At 44.2% G+C, this 15,462-nt stretch carries 17 protein-coding genes; 10 read left to right on the forward strand and 7 right to left on the reverse strand.

Annotated elements, in window-relative coordinates; all coding sequences use genetic code 11:
- From WBA89_RS09035 to WBA89_RS09050, 4 genes are all read right to left on the reverse strand, one after another.
- Positions 1 to 1,390, reverse strand: a 1,390-nt coding sequence (locus WBA89_RS09035; protein ID WP_424405780.1) for a peptidase domain-containing ABC transporter, incomplete at its 3' end; no start/stop codon positions are given.
- 237 nt (positions 1,391 to 1,627) lie between these two features.
- Complete coding sequence (locus WBA89_RS09040; protein ID WP_424405782.1) at positions 1,628 to 1,816, reverse strand: hypothetical protein; 189 nt, start codon at positions 1,814 to 1,816, stop codon at positions 1,628 to 1,630.
- A 145-nt stretch (positions 1,817 to 1,961) separates the two neighbouring features.
- Positions 1,962 to 2,150, reverse strand: coding sequence for a hypothetical protein (locus WBA89_RS09045; protein WP_424405784.1), 189 nt, complete (start codon positions 2,148 to 2,150; stop codon positions 1,962 to 1,964).
- 168 nt (positions 2,151 to 2,318) lie between these two features.
- Positions 2,319 to 2,543 carry a secretion protein HlyD gene (locus WBA89_RS09050; RefSeq protein WP_424405786.1) on the reverse strand — a complete coding sequence of 75 codons (225 nt, stop codon included), beginning with the start codon at positions 2,541 to 2,543 and terminating at the stop codon, positions 2,319 to 2,321.
- A gap of 568 nt (positions 2,544 to 3,111) precedes the next feature.
- Here WBA89_RS09050 and WBA89_RS09055 point away from each other — a divergent pair.
- The 3 genes from WBA89_RS09055 (at position 3,112) to WBA89_RS09065 (ending at position 5,051) form a co-directional block, all read left to right on the forward strand.
- The gene (locus tag WBA89_RS09055) at positions 3,112 to 4,227 is read left to right on the forward strand and encodes an HlyD family secretion protein (protein WP_424405788.1); all 1,116 of its coding nucleotides are present in this window, start codon (positions 3,112 to 3,114) and stop codon (positions 4,225 to 4,227) included.
- A 111-nt stretch (positions 4,228 to 4,338) separates the two neighbouring features.
- A complete protein-coding gene (locus WBA89_RS09060; protein ID WP_424405790.1) occupies positions 4,339 to 4,665 on the forward strand; it encodes a nucleotidyltransferase domain-containing protein in 327 nt (108 codons plus the stop codon).
- Positions 4,662 to 5,051: a HEPN domain-containing protein gene (locus WBA89_RS09065; protein WP_424405792.1), complete on the forward strand. Its 390-nt coding sequence runs from the start codon at positions 4,662 to 4,664 to the stop codon at positions 5,049 to 5,051. Before WBA89_RS09060 ends, WBA89_RS09065 begins: the two co-directional genes overlap by 4 nt.
- 92 nt (positions 5,052 to 5,143) lie before the next feature.
- Here WBA89_RS09065 and WBA89_RS09070 read toward each other — a convergent pair whose 3' ends face one another.
- Both WBA89_RS09070 and WBA89_RS09075 read right to left on the reverse strand, forming a co-directional pair.
- Complete coding sequence (locus tag WBA89_RS09070) at positions 5,144 to 5,269, reverse strand: type II toxin-antitoxin system PemK/MazF family toxin (protein ID WP_424405794.1); 126 nt, start codon at positions 5,267 to 5,269, stop codon at positions 5,144 to 5,146.
- Positions 5,266 to 5,517: a hypothetical protein gene (locus tag WBA89_RS09075; RefSeq protein ID WP_096831690.1), complete on the reverse strand. Its 252-nt coding sequence runs from the start codon at positions 5,515 to 5,517 to the stop codon at positions 5,266 to 5,268. Before WBA89_RS09075 ends, WBA89_RS09070 begins: the two co-directional genes overlap by 4 nt.
- 390 nt (positions 5,518 to 5,907) lie before the next feature.
- On the opposite strand from WBA89_RS09075, the gene WBA89_RS09080 reads away from it, so the two are divergent.
- From WBA89_RS09080 to WBA89_RS09110, 7 genes are all read left to right on the forward strand, one after another.
- The gene (locus WBA89_RS09080) at positions 5,908 to 8,316 is read left to right on the forward strand and encodes a CHAT domain-containing protein (protein ID WP_424405796.1); all 2,409 of its coding nucleotides are present in this window, start codon (positions 5,908 to 5,910) and stop codon (positions 8,314 to 8,316) included.
- Between the two features lie 136 nt (positions 8,317 to 8,452).
- Complete coding sequence (locus tag WBA89_RS09085) at positions 8,453 to 8,794, forward strand: hypothetical protein (RefSeq protein ID WP_424405798.1); 342 nt, start codon at positions 8,453 to 8,455, stop codon at positions 8,792 to 8,794.
- Positions 8,794 to 10,227 carry a hypothetical protein gene (locus tag WBA89_RS09090; protein WP_424405800.1) on the forward strand — a complete coding sequence of 478 codons (1,434 nt, stop codon included), beginning with the start codon at positions 8,794 to 8,796 and terminating at the stop codon, positions 10,225 to 10,227. Before WBA89_RS09085 ends, WBA89_RS09090 begins: the two co-directional genes overlap by 1 nt.
- 215 nt (positions 10,228 to 10,442) lie before the next feature.
- Positions 10,443 to 11,453 (forward strand): tryptophan--tRNA ligase, encoded by a 1,011-nt coding sequence (gene trpS, locus WBA89_RS09095; RefSeq protein WP_424405802.1) that lies wholly within the window; start codon positions 10,443 to 10,445, stop codon positions 11,451 to 11,453.
- A 153-nt stretch (positions 11,454 to 11,606) separates the two neighbouring features.
- Complete coding sequence (locus WBA89_RS09100) at positions 11,607 to 12,497, forward strand: methylenetetrahydrofolate reductase (protein WP_424405804.1); 891 nt, start codon at positions 11,607 to 11,609, stop codon at positions 12,495 to 12,497.
- 40 nt (positions 12,498 to 12,537) lie between these two features.
- A complete protein-coding gene (locus WBA89_RS09105; protein ID WP_424405806.1) occupies positions 12,538 to 13,134 on the forward strand; it encodes a Uma2 family endonuclease in 597 nt (198 codons plus the stop codon).
- Positions 13,127 to 14,749 (forward strand): mucoidy inhibitor MuiA family protein, encoded by a 1,623-nt coding sequence (locus WBA89_RS09110; RefSeq protein WP_424405808.1) that lies wholly within the window; start codon positions 13,127 to 13,129, stop codon positions 14,747 to 14,749. The genes WBA89_RS09105 and WBA89_RS09110 overlap by 8 nt, the downstream gene beginning before the upstream one ends.
- A 37-nt stretch (positions 14,750 to 14,786) precedes the next feature.
- Here WBA89_RS09110 and WBA89_RS09115 read toward each other — a convergent pair whose 3' ends face one another.
- The gene (locus WBA89_RS09115) at positions 14,787 to 15,278 is read right to left on the reverse strand and encodes a YajQ family cyclic di-GMP-binding protein (protein ID WP_333419346.1); all 492 of its coding nucleotides are present in this window, start codon (positions 15,276 to 15,278) and stop codon (positions 14,787 to 14,789) included.
- Positions 15,279 to 15,462 lie beyond the last annotated feature (184 nt).

The following is a 15,462-nucleotide window of genomic DNA, read 5'->3' on the forward strand; positions in this document are numbered from 1 at the left end:
CATCACTAAATCCGACTAAAGAAGTCACCCAAGTAGTAACGTTTTGATTCATACTAATAAACGCCAGCAACTGACCGATACTCAATACCTTGTCAATCACCAAACCGCTGCCCAACCACAGCAAAGTCATGCCACCCGCAGAAGCAATAAAACCAGACAAAATATTATTGAGAATGCCAATTTGTGTAGTGCGGAAAGTTAGATTTGCTAAGCGACCAAAGCGGCTTTGAAATTCCTCCCAAAGTTGCTGGGCGCTGCTAGTAGTTTTTACAGTCAACGCACCTTTAAACGTTTCGACTAAAACGCCTTGAGTTTCTGCTTCCAGCACAAAGAGAGACCGCGTTTTTTGCTGCAGTGCGGGCAGAAACACAACTGTAGATGCAGTCATCAATAGAGCGATCGCTGTTGCAGCCAACGTTAGTTGCGTGCTGTAAAATAACATAAAAATAAAAGAAACTACCGCTATAAAAAATTGACTGGGCAAGCTGATAGCTACTTGAGAAACTAATTTATTTATTTCTTGGATATCTTGTAATCTACTGACGATTTCGCCGCTGCGTCTGGTTTCGTAAAAGCTCAAAGGCAAGCGCAGAAATTTGCGCCCAAACTCCATCACCAATCCTAACTCTAAACGCTGGGAAAATTGAGCAATTAAGTTTGACTCAACCAATCCTAAACTGCTGCTAAAAAAATTCATAATTATAACTGCGATCGCCACACTTGCCAAAAGTTGCGTGTCGCCCCGCACCAGGATGTCGTCGGTGAGCAGTTGAACTAAAAAAGGCGACGAAATCGACAGCAAACCCAACACCACATTCATCAACAGTGCTTCGATTAAAATGTGGCGGTAAATCCCAACCCGGCGCATCCATTTTTGTAAGGAATTGGCGGGCGGTTGACCGTCTGCTTCCGCAAAAAACCGCTCTGGATCTGGGTCTACTAGCAAGCACAGCCAATCTGTCCAACCCGCTGCTAATTCTTCTTTAGAAACATAGCGCAGACCAATGGCGGGATCTGCGATCGCATATTTATTGCCCTGTTTTCCGTACAAAACAACCCAATGATACCCGCTCCAGTGAATAATGGCCGGCAAAGGTGCTTCATCAATTTTATCTAAAATAGCAGCGGCTGCTCGCACCGATCGAGCATTAAAGCCGATCGCCTCAGCCCCCTGTTTCAAACCCAGTAAAGTCGTTCCCTTTTGACCGGTACCGGCAAATTCTCGCAAGCGGCTAATTGTAAAATTCTGTCCGTAATATTTGGCGATAGAAGCCAAACAAGCTGCCCCACAATCTTCTTCGCTTTGCTGGAGTACAACCTGATATTTCTTAAACCTGTTTACTTGTCCGAATAATGGCATTTTGCCGATCAAAGGAATATTTTTTAACATTTTGCCAATTGAATAAGGAGTAGAGCATAATGAACACTACTCCTCACCAACTACCCAATCAGCAAAAAGCACCCATAAAGTTATGGGTGCTTTTCAATCAAGAGTTAGAGAGCTGAATTCACAGCCCTAATACCAATTTCATACAGTAGCGTTAGATATTACCCCCCCCAACCCCCCCTTATTAAGGGGGGGCTAAGAGTTCATCCATAGCACATCTTTAGAAAAATGGTATAAACTTTAGTAGTAGGCGTAGCGGACTACTCTTCTGAAGGAACCGTCGCAATTCCGGCGGTACACTACCCAACTGCGGCGGCGTCCGCGGTTACAGTCGTAGCGATTATTCGCATAATAGTAACCGCCGTTGACGCTAGCTGATTCTTCAGGGGTGAGTTCAGCAAACAGTGAATTTTCCTTAATTTCTTGCATGATTTGACTCCTTTCAAGGTTAAAAGTTTTTAACAGAAACTAGAAATTATTTAAAATTTCTACAGCCTCGCTTAAATAAAGCACCATGAAATTATGGGTGCTTTCTCGATCGACAGTTAGAGAGCTGAATTCGCAGCCCTAAACTTTATGAGTAGCCGTAGCGGACTACTCTTCTGAAGGAACCGTCGCAATTCCGGCGGTAAACTACCCAACTGCGGCGGCGTCCGCGGTTACAGTCGTAGCGATTATTGGCATAATAGTAACCGCCGTTGACGCTAGCTGATTCTTCAGGGGTGAGTTCAGCAAACAGTGAATTTTCTTTAGTGTCTTTCATGATTTGACTCCGTTTAATTTGACAAGATGGAACGAGAACTATAAGTTTAATAAGTTTTATATAGCCTCGTGTAATTACTAACTAATAGTTCTTGAAGTGCTGTGCGAGTTCCGGAATATTACCGAGATATTTTCCAAATTTCTTTCGATCGCTACCAGACTCAGCTATCTAGACTATTAGGGTTTTGTAAGGGCGCGATCGGTTCGGATCGTACAGATACAACTGGTTCGGCTGCGGCATGAAAAACAGCATATTGAGGTCATTGCTGCTGTTTTCGTTCCCGCTGTTGCTGTTATTACTGCTGATACCGCTGGTAGGGCTGCCACCGCTGACAGTAGCCGATTCTCGTTCGGTTAGCTCGGTAAAGAATGAATTTTGTTGATTTTCCGGCATGAGGAACTCCTATTAATACCTATGTAGTTACTTACGTACATCTCCCCAAAAAACCGGGTAACAGCGCCAAAAATCATTACTGAAATGTCCTATTTTCATGAATGTTGCCCGCTTTTTCCACCATTCTTGATGTTTGGGGAAATTTGCGGGTGGGGACGGCAAAGCTGTGCGGATTTTGACCTTGACCCTGTGAATTTTGATTTAGACTTCTAAACCTATCTTTGGCATCCGGAACACTGAAAATAAAAGTGACAAAAGAAATAGGCGATCGATCTCTTCCTTATCTAGCTTGTACTATTTGAGATTAGAGAGTAGAAAATTGGAAATAACAGATTTTATAAGGGTTGGGAGCTTGTATAGCACTTATCAGAAAGATGAGGTATGCCTTATGCCCGATGCCCGATGCCCGATGCCCGATGCCCGATGCCCGATGCCCGACAGTACCTCATCTTTCTGAGAAAGGCTATATACAGTTGCATTGTTTTTTTGAACTGCTATAAAAACTCAAAACAATCCTCCTCCCCCAACTCAAAACTCAAAACTATTCCCCTCACCCCCAGCAGCCGCCATGCCTCGCACTCCCGAACCCACCCCCGTTGAAACCTTTAATAACGACGAATTTTTGCCCCCTGTCAGCCGCTGGACAAGTTTGGGGGGAATTTTGATGGTGGCAACCTTTGGCGGGGCGATCGCCCTGGCTAGCGTCACCAAATACACCGCTACAGTCAAAGCAGACGCGATCGTCCGTCCAGCCGGAGAAGTGCGCCTCGTGCAAGCCGCCACCGAAGGAACCGTCGAAAGCATTGCTGTCAGCGAAAATCAGACAGTGAAAGCCGGAGATGCGATCGCAGTTGTAGGCGGTTCGCGTTTGGGCGATCGAAACAAGCAATTCCAAGATATTATTAATCAGTCTCAAGCAGCAGCACAGCAAATCAACCAGCAACTGCGCGACTTGGAAAATCAAATTTTGGCCAGCGCCCAACTTAAAAGCACCCAAAACGGAAGTTCCGCCGAACAGGAATTAGTCGAATCCGCTTTAGTCAAAATCGCCGCATCGCTGCCGGATGTTGCCGAGAAACTGGGTAGAAGTCGGCGGGTTTTGCTCGTCAAGCGATCGACCATCCAACAACAATTGACTCAAGCTAAAAAACAGCTAAATCAAGTTGAGTCACAACTCAAAAATAGTGTGATCCGCGCCCCTGCTGATGGTACAATTCTCAAATTGGAAGTACAAAATACCGGTCAAACCGTACAAGCCGGAAGTGCGATCGCCCAAATCGTCCCCAGCGACGTACCCCTGATAGTCAAAGCCAAAGTCACATCCCAAGACATCGCCCGCATCCAAATCGGTCAACCCGTACAGATCAGAATTTCCGCTTTGCCTTTCCCCGACTACGGGACATTGAAAGGCACTGTCAGCGAAATTGCTCCAGATGCGATCGCCCCTCAAAATCCCGCCAATAATTCAGGTGGATCTTATTACGAAGTTTCGATTAAGCCAGAGAAAACTTATTTAACAAAACTCCAATCCAGCAGCCGTCAATTCTTCGGAAATTCCCAGGCAAATGAGCCGCGTCAATATGCGATTCAATCTGGAATGGAAGGAAGGGCTGATATTATTACCGGTCAAGAAACAGTGTTAACATTTGTGTTGCGGAAAGCAAGATTGATGACAGATTTGTGATTTATTTTCATTTAATTATCTTTAGTCCGCGAAGGCGGACTTTGTTTGTGTAGACGCGGTTTCAACCGCCGAGTTTATGTGTATACTAAATACATAACATCGATCGCAAATATGAAAATCAACGATAAACTCAAGACCATCCTAACTCAATTACGATCGCACTTCGAGCAACTTTACGGCGATCGGCTCACCCAAATGGTACTCTACGGTTCCCAAGCGCGGGGCGACGCACATCCCGACTCAGATATTGATGTTTTGGTAGTTCTCAAAGCACCAGTCCAAGTCGGTGAAGAAATCGATCGAACTATCCCAATTGTAGCAAATTTATCCCTAGCCAATGACGTAGTAATTAGCTGCAACTTTATGAATGAGGAACGGTTTACTAATTATCAAGGCCCTTTGCTCAGAAATATCCGTAGAGAGGGAATTTTAATATGACACCCGCTCAATTAAACTTACTCCTCAAAGCTCATCAAAGCCTTTCAGCAGCAAAATTTATATTGGATGGCGGATATCCTGATTATGCAGCTTCTCGCGCCTATTACACAATGTTTTATATTGCTGAAGCATTTCTAGAGGGTGAAGGATTATCTTTTTCCAAGCATTCCGCAGTCATCAGCGCCTTTGGCAGAGAATTTGCTCGTACAGGGAGAGTACCTGTGAAATTTCACCAATTTCTAATTAGATCGCAGGAATTACGAAATGCTGGAGACTATGGTGAAATTAATGCTGTAACGGCTAATCAAGCAGCAGATTCGATCGCCCAAGCTGAAGAATTTCTCGAATTAGCTCAAAATCTGATTGGTCTTCTACCGCCACCTTAAATAATACCAATTTAAAATAATAATGCAACAGTATTCTTGTCCCCCCCCTTTGCAAGGGGGGGCTAGGGGGGGTCGAAGAGTGTTGCACGATTTTAGAAAAATGGTATAAGTAAGATAGTATCAATGGAAAGCACCAAAACAGGTCGCATTCCAGCTTGTTCTCTTCCATGAACTGGGTTAAAATTGACAAAATAAATTTTCCCTCGCTGAATGGTCATAGTGCTTCTAAACCATCCATTTCTGCCACAATAAACTCTCGATTGATAGCAGCAATCTCAACTTGAATATCTGGATCGTTGGCCATCTCTGCTATCTCTGCTTCCAGGTATTTAGCATTAGCGAGTTTATTAGCTATGTAAGTTTTCTCCCGCACTCGGCAAGCGATACGTTCCAGCAGCCAAAGTTGTTCTTCTATCGACAGGGAACTAATAGAACGTTCAATCTCTACTAAAGTTTGTGAAATCATTTTAGTTTCCTCTTGTTTTTTGCCCATCGCAAATTATTCAGATGTTTTTGAATGAAACCTGGCTCATTCCGAATAGATTCATTATTGCGATCGCTTACTTATCTTGTCTCTATATTATACGACATAGTGGCGTAGCAGCTTATGACAGAATACGGTTAAGTTAAGACAGATCCCCCCTAACCCCCTTAATAAGGGTGGGATAAGAAAGCTCTTAAAGTCCCCCTTCTTAAGGGGGATTTAGGGGGATCTCCGGGGCATAAATAATCTTAAGTAAACCGTAGCAGCTTATGACGCACACTCCAACGACTCCAGACGATTCAGCAAGTCGGGTTTCCCCCTTGTTTTTCCCCGACAAAGAATGTAAAATTCTAAAAACATGGGTTGTAAGCAATGAACGAAACACGCCGCCAAGCCTATCAAAATCTGATTGATTCTCTCCTCACCTGTCCCAGCGAGGAAGAAATCGAGATTCTGCAAGCTAACCTAGAATTAATAGATGATGGTTTTGCTCAATATTTGCGAGAGTGGGCAACTGAAAGTCTGGCAACTTTGGATGCAGAAGAAGCATATAATGGTGCTAATTTTTTATACAGTTTGAATATTCGTTTTTATAATTTGCGTCAAGGCAGTCGGGCAAGTAATTTAGAGGTTGGTATTGCTTGTCTGGAGATAGGATTAACTGTTGTCACCCGCGAAACGTATCCAGAAAAGTGGGCCAGGTTTCAAAACAGTCTGGCGAGTGCCTACTTCTACAGAATCAGAGGGGAAAAAGCCGAGAATCTGGAATTGGCGATCGCAGCTTGTGAGGCATCCTTGGAAGTTTGGACTCGCGACGCATTTCCCTTTGAATGGGCAAGGAGTCAAAATAATTTGGGGATGGCGTACCTCTACAGAATCAGAGGGGAAAAAGCCGAGAATCTGGAATTGGCGATCGCAGCTTGTGAGGCATCCTTGGAAGTTTACACCCGCGACGCATTTCCCGAAGACTGGGCAACGTGTCAAAACAGTCTGGCGAGTGCGTACCTATACAGAATCAGAGGGGAAAAAGCCGAGAATCTGGAATTGGCGATCGCAGCTTTTGAGGCATCCTTGGAAGTTTACACCCGCGACGCATTTCCTATAGATAATGCTCAGACTTTATATAATCTCGGAGTTACCTACCAGAATAATTCCCAACTCCCAGAAGCCTACAATACCTTTAACTCTGCCATCGAGACAGTCGAATTAATGCGGAGTGAAATCATTATCGGCGGCGAAGCAGACAGACAGAAATTAGCTGAAGAATACAATAACCTTTATCAGTCAATGGTAGAAGTTTGCCTACAAATGGGAAACAAAACCGCCGCCCTAGAATACGTCGAACGAAGCAAAACCCGAAACCTAGTAGAATTGTTTCACAAAGCCCGCAGCCTCCCCAGCCAAGTACAGCGGATTAGTTTTGCAGAAATTCGCAGCCTGTTAGCTGAAAACGAAGCAATTTTAGAATGGTACATTACCTACAACGGCTTTAAAGTTTTCATTATTACCCGCGACTCTCCTCAACCGGATATCTGGCAATCTTCCTATCAAGACTTGCAAGCATTAGAAGAGTTACAACAGGAATATCTCGACGACATCAAAGACGAGGAAAAATACGACAACTGGAAAAACCAACTAGACAGCCGCCTGGAAAGACTAGCCCAGATTCTGCACATCGACGAAATAATTTCTCGCCTCCCCGAAAACTGCCAAAAATTAATCTTAGTTCCCTTCCGATACTTGCACCTATTCCCCCTACACGCCCTCACCAGCAGCCGACAAAAAGCCGACAAAACCGTAGAAACTGGATGTCTTCTCGAACTTTTCCCAGGCGGCGTGAGATACACACCCAGTTGCCAACTTTTGCAATTATCCCAGCGGGTAAATCTGACAGCCGAAGACACATCACCCAGCAAATTTTTTGCCATCCAAAACCCCACAGAAGATTTAGACTTCACCGACATCGAAGTCGAAGCCATTGCCAAATCCTTCAATCCCGCCGAAGTATTGAGTCGGGAAAAGGCAAGCAAGACAGGATTGCTGCAACAAATTGCCAGCTTGCAAAATGCCGACATCGCCCACTTTTCCTGTCACGGCTTCTTCGACTTTATCAATCCCCAAAAATCATCCTTAATCTTAGCCGGTGCCAAAGTAACCCCCCTTAATCCCCCCTTGCTAAGGGGGGAGACAAGAGAGGATTTCCCCTTGGTAAGTGAAGAGACAGAAGGTAATCAAACTCCCCCCCTTAGCAAGGGGGGGCTGGGGGGGGTTCCCTCCGACGAAAAGCGTTACATCCGTTCCCGCCGGGGCGAAACCTTCGATATCGCAGAATGTTTGACACTGGAAGAAATCTTTGATTTGCAGTTAATCAAGTGCAGTTTAGTAGTTCTTTCCGCCTGCGAAACCGGGTTGACAGATATCAAGAATACCACAGATGAGTATATCGGATTGCCCAGCGGTTTTTTATATGCCGGGGCGACAAGTGTACTCAGCACTTTGTGGGCTGTGAATGATGTATCTACGGCGATTTTAACAATCAAATTTTACGAGCTTTTGCGTGGGGAAAATCGCCCGCCTGTGGCGATTGCTTTGCGGGAGTCTCAGTTGTGGCTGCGGAGTGTGACTGTCAAAGATTTGCTAGAATGGGTTGCAGGTTCTAAATTAATTTCAGATGAAAGGAAAGACGGAATGCAAGATTATATTGCATGGGGTGAAGAACCAGAAAACACACCTTACCAATCTCCCCATTTCTGGGCGGCTTTTTGTGCGGTTGGTCAATAGTTTTGTAGTGACACCGCAATCAGATAAGGGAATGCCGTTTCCCTACCATTGATGTTTGTAGCGAAACGGCAGTGCCGTGTCCTTGGTGAATATGGTAAAATGACATAATCCTAAACTACAAGAGGTAAATCAAACCATGAACCCAGAAATAATGATTAACTCCTTTCTAGAAGTCTTGAAAACCAGTCCCAATTTGTTTTCCGAACCAGCCATAGCAGCCTTAAAGACCCTTGAAGAAATAATCGTGGCTGCGGACAATGAATCAAATCAAGCAATCTCGGATATTCTGAGTGATTGGTGTTGCAACTATCGCGAAATCACAGAAGCAGTGAAAGCCGCCGCCACCAGGGGCAAAGCTATCCCTAAAGCCAGCCAACCGCAAGGAGACGAAAATATTTCAGAAAATCAGTTTCCCCGCCGATTTCCACTGCTGATACAATCTTTAGAAAAACGGATATTTGATACTCCTAAAAATTAATGAGTGAAATTGAAAAAGTTTTAAAACCTAATGTCTACGTTTTTGCCTTCCACCTAATCGGCGAGGCTAGCGGCAAAGATAATCCTCTCTGGAATTGGGGCGACGATTTTTTAGAAAGCTTTACCTCTGAAAAACTCAAACCGAAACTCAATTTTTCTGAAGAATTATCTAATTTTCGGGTTGATTTGTTGCCAGATATCAGCTTAGATTTTATTACTAAAGTCAGCTACAATGAAACTAAATTAGATGTCAGCGGGTTTGCTAAGCCTATCAAAATTGGAGACAGTTATGCGCTGTGGTTGAATGTCGGTTTCCCCGATACTTGTGCAGAGGAAGTTTCCCCGCAATGGTTGAGTACATTTAACCCCCAAAATTTATTAGGAATAGTTACCGGGAAAGAGTTTTTAGGTGAAACAATTCTAATTTCTGCTAAATTACCCCCGCAACCACAAGCACGAAGTCTCGAATCCCTCCAATCTTTAGCTGACAAATGCTGTAACGCTTTACTTCCTGAAAAATATCGCCCTCCTTTCAACCGCGCCGGCGAGTTATTTGGGAGTCCGATTTTTGAGTACGGTTTAATCAAGCAAACTGCTAATTATCGGCACTTGCTTGTCTGGTTTCCCAACAGCGAAGCATCCGAAGATAAGCTTACTACCTACCAGCAGGAAATAGTAGACTTGTTTTACTACCGGAATAAAATCATTAAAGCCTTTCACAACAGCAGGCAAATTCACCGCATAATGTTTGATTTTTACAGACAAGTGGAGGATAATGTTAATTGCTTGCAGCAGCGAATAGATGAACTAGATAGTGACTTGACTACCGAAAATTTACAGGAATTTAAGGAGGAGTTGAAAAAGCTACTGAAAACAGCACTGACTTACACTCAAGGGCTGACAAAATTAGAAGATTATGACAATACAATTGCGATAAATCTTAACAATTATGATGAGAAATTAGCTCAAATATATGCTAAAGTAGAAAGCGATAAGGAAGAACTATCAATATTAAATAACTTCAGTATAAAAACGGCTCCTTATATGAGATCGCAAATAGCCGGAGACTTAGGATATTTCCGCCACGGGACAAACTTAATCGACCAGGCGATCGCCTCAATTCGCGGCATAGTAGAAATAGAACAAGCCAGGAGCGATCGCGCCAACCAACTCGCACTCCGCAACAGCGAAGACAAAGAGAAATATCGGGACGATCGCCTAGAAAGCACCGTACAGGCGATCGGCGTAGGTTTAGCAGCCGGTGGTATCGCCGCATCCAGCGGTACAGACAAACTCTTCGATACAGTCCAAAACCATCAAATCCCAATTTTAATGCAGTTGCATCCCTTTGTATTTTCCTTTGCCTTGAGTTTTGCGATCGCCCTTTTTGCAGCCGGCATCACTTGGTGGCGCACTAAACCGAAAAACAGTTGACAGTTGACACTTGAGAGCGAGCTTTTTAAGGCTGGGATTTAAACGTAATTCCAAAAACAATCCGCCTTAAATACCCAATTAATTCTTCAGTCCGCGAAGGCGGACTTCGTTTGTGTAGACGCGGTTTCAACCGCCGAGTGAATTTCAACAAAAAGTATCTGAAATTGAAATAACGTGTCAATATAGAAAGGTGAATTCAATTCTCTTCTTTCCTCATGGGTAAACAGCGCGTTCTTTCTGGAGTTCAGCCAACAGGCAATCTACACCTCGGCAATTATCTCGGTGCCATTCGCAACTGGGTAGAAAACCAAAGCCAGTACGAAAACTACTTTTGCGTAGTCGATTTGCACGCAATTACCGCACCGCACAATCCAGCAACCCTAGCCTCCGACACTTACGCCATCGCCGCCCTTTATTTAGCTTGCGGCATCGATTTAGAACATTCTACTATTTTCGTGCAATCCCACGTTCCCGCACACACAGAACTAGCATGGCTGCTAAACTGCATAACGCCAATCAACTGGCTCGAAGATATGATTCAGTTTAAAGAAAAAGCAGTTAAACAAGGCGAAAACGTCAACGCCGGCTTGCTAAATTATCCCGTATTGATGGCAGCAGACATCTTGCTTTACGATGCCGACAAAGTACCCGTAGGAGAAGACCAAAAACAGCATTTGGAACTCACCCGCGATATCGTAAACAGATTAAACCACCAATTTGGCACACCAGAAAACCCAGTTTTAAAACTTCCCGAACCGTTAATTCGGACTGATGGCGCGAGAGTGATGAGTTTGACTGACGGGACTCGCAAAATGTCAAAATCAGACCCTTCTGAACAAAGTCGAATTAACTTGTTGGATTCGCCAGAGACAATTAGCAAAAAAATCAAGCGCTGCAAAACTGATGCGGTGCGCGGCTTGACTTTTGACGATCCAGAACGCCCCGAAGCTAGAAATTTGCTAACACTTTATCTGCTGCTTTCCGGCAAATCCAAGGAAGAAGTTGCCACGGAGTGTCAAGATATGGGTTGGGGAGAATTTAAACCGCTGTTGACAGAGACAACAATTAATGCCCTCAAACCTATTCAGGATAAATACAAAGAAATAATGGACGAACCGGGATATTTGCAGTCGGTATTGCGTCAAGGAAAAGAACAAGCAGAAACCATTGCCAACCAAACTCTAACTAAGGTTAAAAAAGCTTTTGGTTATTCTTTACCTAATTAGTCATGGGGCATTGGGCATTGGGCATTGGGCATTGGGCATTGGGCATTAGTAGCAACTAACAAATAACTAATGGCTAATGACTAATGACTAATGACTGACATCCGTTAAATCCGTTACAGAATCCGTTGCCGAACTTCCTTCTTTAAAATAATCATGAATCGTTTTCGCACAGCTTGCACCACCCCCGGAGAATTTATAATTACCGCCGAAGTGGCCCCGCCAAAAGGTGGCGACATGACTCATACGATCGCAATGGCTGAACTTCTAAAAAATAGAGTTCACGCTATTAATATCACAGACGGCAGCCGCGCAGTGCTGCGAATGTGCCCGCTAGCAGTTTCCGCGATTCTATTGCAGCACGGCATTGAGCCGATTTGTCAAGTTGCTTGCCGCGATCGCAATCAAATAGGCCTGCAAGCCGATCTCATGGGAGCCCACGCTTTAGGCATCCACAATATCTTGGCACTCACCGGCGATCCAGTCAAAGCCGGCGACCATCCAAAAGCCAAAAGTGTATTCGATTTAGAATCAGTGCGGCTGCTGCAAGTCATTCAAAAAATGAACGGCGGCAAAGACTGGAACGACAAAGCTTTAACAGACGGAATTACCGATTTATTTGTCGGTGCCGCTGTCGATCCGCAATCCCCCAGTTGGTCTGGTTTGCAAAGTCGATTCGAGAAAAAAGTAGAAGCCGGAGCACAGTTTTTTCAGAGCCAATTAATTACAGATTTTGAAGTTTTTGATAAGTTTATGCACCACATTGCTGCTGGCTGCAACAAACCAATTTTAGCAGGAATCTTTTTGTTTAAATCAGCTAAAAATGCTGAATTTATCAAAAAATACGTGCCGGGAGTTCACATCCCGCAAGAGACGATCGACCGTTTGGCAAAATCCCCAGCACCTTTGCAGGAAGGCGTAAAAATTGCGGCAGAACAAGTCAAGCTAGCTCGGCAATTGTGTCAAGGAGTTCACCTGATGGCAGTCAAGCGAGAAGATTTGATTCCTCAAATATTGGATTTGGCAGGAATCGAGCCGCTGAGTTAACATTGAATTATTGCTAACATTTTAAATCCACAGGACAGTCATGGTTCAAACTATAGACAATCCCACAGTTTCTCCCACAGCCGAGCAGCATTTCACTTGGCGCGGTTTGAATTGGCAGCAGTTTAAAGCAATTCAATCCAGCTTTGAGAATGTGCCTGGAGTGCGGTTATTTTATTGTCAAGGATTTTTAGAAATTGTGGGTACTGGAAGATTACACGAAGAGATTCGGTGTCTGCTTGCCTTGCTAATGGGACAGTTTTTTATACAAAGAAGAATTGTATTTTTCCCCAGCGGTGCTTACAGCCAGATTGTTGAGGGTCAAGTCGAGTATCAGGCAGATTTATCTTATTGTATCGGGAATAAAAAAGATGTTCCCGATCTGTGTATTGAGGTAGTTGTTACTAGCGGTAGTCCGATTAAACTTCAGAAGTATCGGCTGATGGGTGTGCCGGAAGTCTGGTTTTGGGAAGATGGAACGCTGCAACTTTACCGCTTGCGAGAGCAGGGTTATGAGCAAATTACAAACAGCGAATTGCTGCCTGAGTTAGACTTGTCTTTGCTCAAACGCTGCATTTTGTTTGCTTCACCTTTAGATGCACTGGAAGAGTTTGGTAGAGGTATTAGTAGCAATGACTAATTCAGATTTACTCGATCGCGATAATATCAAAATAGTAGAGTCGCAAATTTCTGAAGTTACAGTGTACACCGATCGCGCCCTGATAACGCGCCGCGGCACAGTAGCCCTGACGGGAAACGAGCGCGAATTGACTGTAGCCTCTCTCCCCACAACCCTCGACACAGAGTCAGTCAGGGCCACTGGTGCGGGTACAGTCGCCGTGCGATTGCTGGGAGTACGCACCGAAACAGTGTTTAGCAGCGAACCTACGGGCGATCGCACCGCCGAATTAACCGCACAAATCCAAGAGTTAGAAACCCAAAAACGCGCCATACAAGACCAAATCGCCTCGCGTAAAATTCAACTCAACTTTGTCGAGAATTTGAGCGCAAAAAGCGTCGGTTCCTTTGCCAGCGGCATCGCCAAACAGCAGATTGGTTTGAATGAAACCGGGGAATTACTCAAATTTTTAGGCAGTAATTATAAAAAGTACATAAGTGCGATCGCACAACACGAAAGACAGCAGCGCGAATTAGACAAGCAAATAGAAGCCTTACGCCAGCAGTTGCGCCAACTACAAACTCCCCATTTCCAACAAAGTTTTAACATCATTGTTGCGATCGAACCCAGCGGCAGCGGCAATTTTGAACTCGAAATTTCCTATGTAGTAATCCAAGCCCGTTGGACTCCCCTGTACGACTTGCGAGTCAATACTACCAACAACCAAATTAATCTCAATTACCTAGCCGAAGTCAATCAAAATACAGGCGAAGATTGGACGGGAGTAGCACTGACTTTATCCACAGCAAAACCCGGAATGGGAACTTTGCCACCAAAACTCGAACCCTGGTTTATCGATATTGTTCAACCAAAATCTCCTCAAACCGCAGAATTTATGAGAACACGAAGCCGACAGATTGATGAACCAGAGAGGGCTTTGGCAATGATGGCTTCTAGTGCTCCTCCCGCACCCGAACCCGTAGCAGCTCAAACCGCGACAGCAACAGTATCTAAAGCAGGCGGCACAGTCACCTTTCAAATAGGAGGAAATACCAACATTCCCAGCGACGGGACGCCGCACAAAGTCACTATTTTCAACGAAAATTATCCCTCCCAACTTCAATACATCGCCGTTCCGCGTTTAGTCAGCTTTGCTTATTTGCAAGCAATTGTCACCAATCCGCAGACAGGTGCAACTTTGCTACCCGGTAAGGCAAATATCTTTCGCGACAACACTTTTGTCGGTAGTGTGGAGTTAGATAATATTTCGCCCGGTGAAGAATTCAAACTTAATTTAGGAATAGATGAAGGATTAAAAATCGATCGCGAATTAGTGGAAAGACAAGTTGATAAAAAACTGATCGGGAATCAGCGGCGCACGAGTTACGCTTATCGGTTAATTGTGACCAACTTGCAGCAACTGCCTGTAAAATTGACCTTGAAAGAGCAACTGCCAGTCAGTCGCAACGAGCAAATAAAAGTGCGGTTGAGTGTCACCAATCCGAAGATAGTAGCAGGTGAAATGGGAATGTTGGAATGGATAATGTCTCTACCGCCTCAAGCCAAACAAGAGTTAGATTACCAGTTTGTTGTCGAACATTCTCCTGATTTAACAGTCATCGGTTTAGATATCTAACCTAAAACCGAGTATCCAATACTGAGCTTTCAAAAATTTACCTGTAATTGGTAAACTGTAAAGCCATCGGATAATCTTCTTGCTTCAACCGTTGAATTACCAACTGCAAATCATCTTTATCCTTGGCAGAAACGCGCACTGCGTCACCTTGAATTGAGCCTTGAATCTTTTTAAACTCATCTCGAATTAATTTAGTGATTTTTTTGGCAATTTCCTGGTCAATCCCTTTTTTTAGTTTGATTTCTTGACGGACGCGGCTGCCGCTAGCCGGATCAATTTTGCCGTAATCAAAAATTTTCAGAGATAAATTCCGCTTGGCGGCTTTTGTTTGCAAAACAGTGTGAATTGCATCGAGAGTAAATTCGCTGTCGGTGTTGACAGTAATTGCTTCAGCGCCCAATTCGACGGTAGTTTTGGTATCTTTCAAGTCGTAGCGGCTTTGAATTTCCCGCACTGTTTGGTCAACAGCGTTAACTAATTCTTGCCTGTCGAAATCGCTGACAATATCAAAGGAATAACTAGCGGCCATAAATTAATATTTGGTAATTGGTAATCGGGAATTGGGAATTGGGAATTGGGAATTGGGAATTGGGAATTGGGAATTGGGAATTGGGAATTGGGAATTGGGAATTGGGAATTGGGAATTGGGAATTGGGAATTGGGAATTGGGAATTGGCCAAACAGGTCATTGGTCATTGGGCATTGGTCATTGG

Origin of the sequence: Microcoleus sp. (assembly GCF_049646505.1) — a bacterium.
Lineage (GTDB): Bacteria > Cyanobacteriota > Cyanobacteriia > Cyanobacteriales > Microcoleaceae > Microcoleus.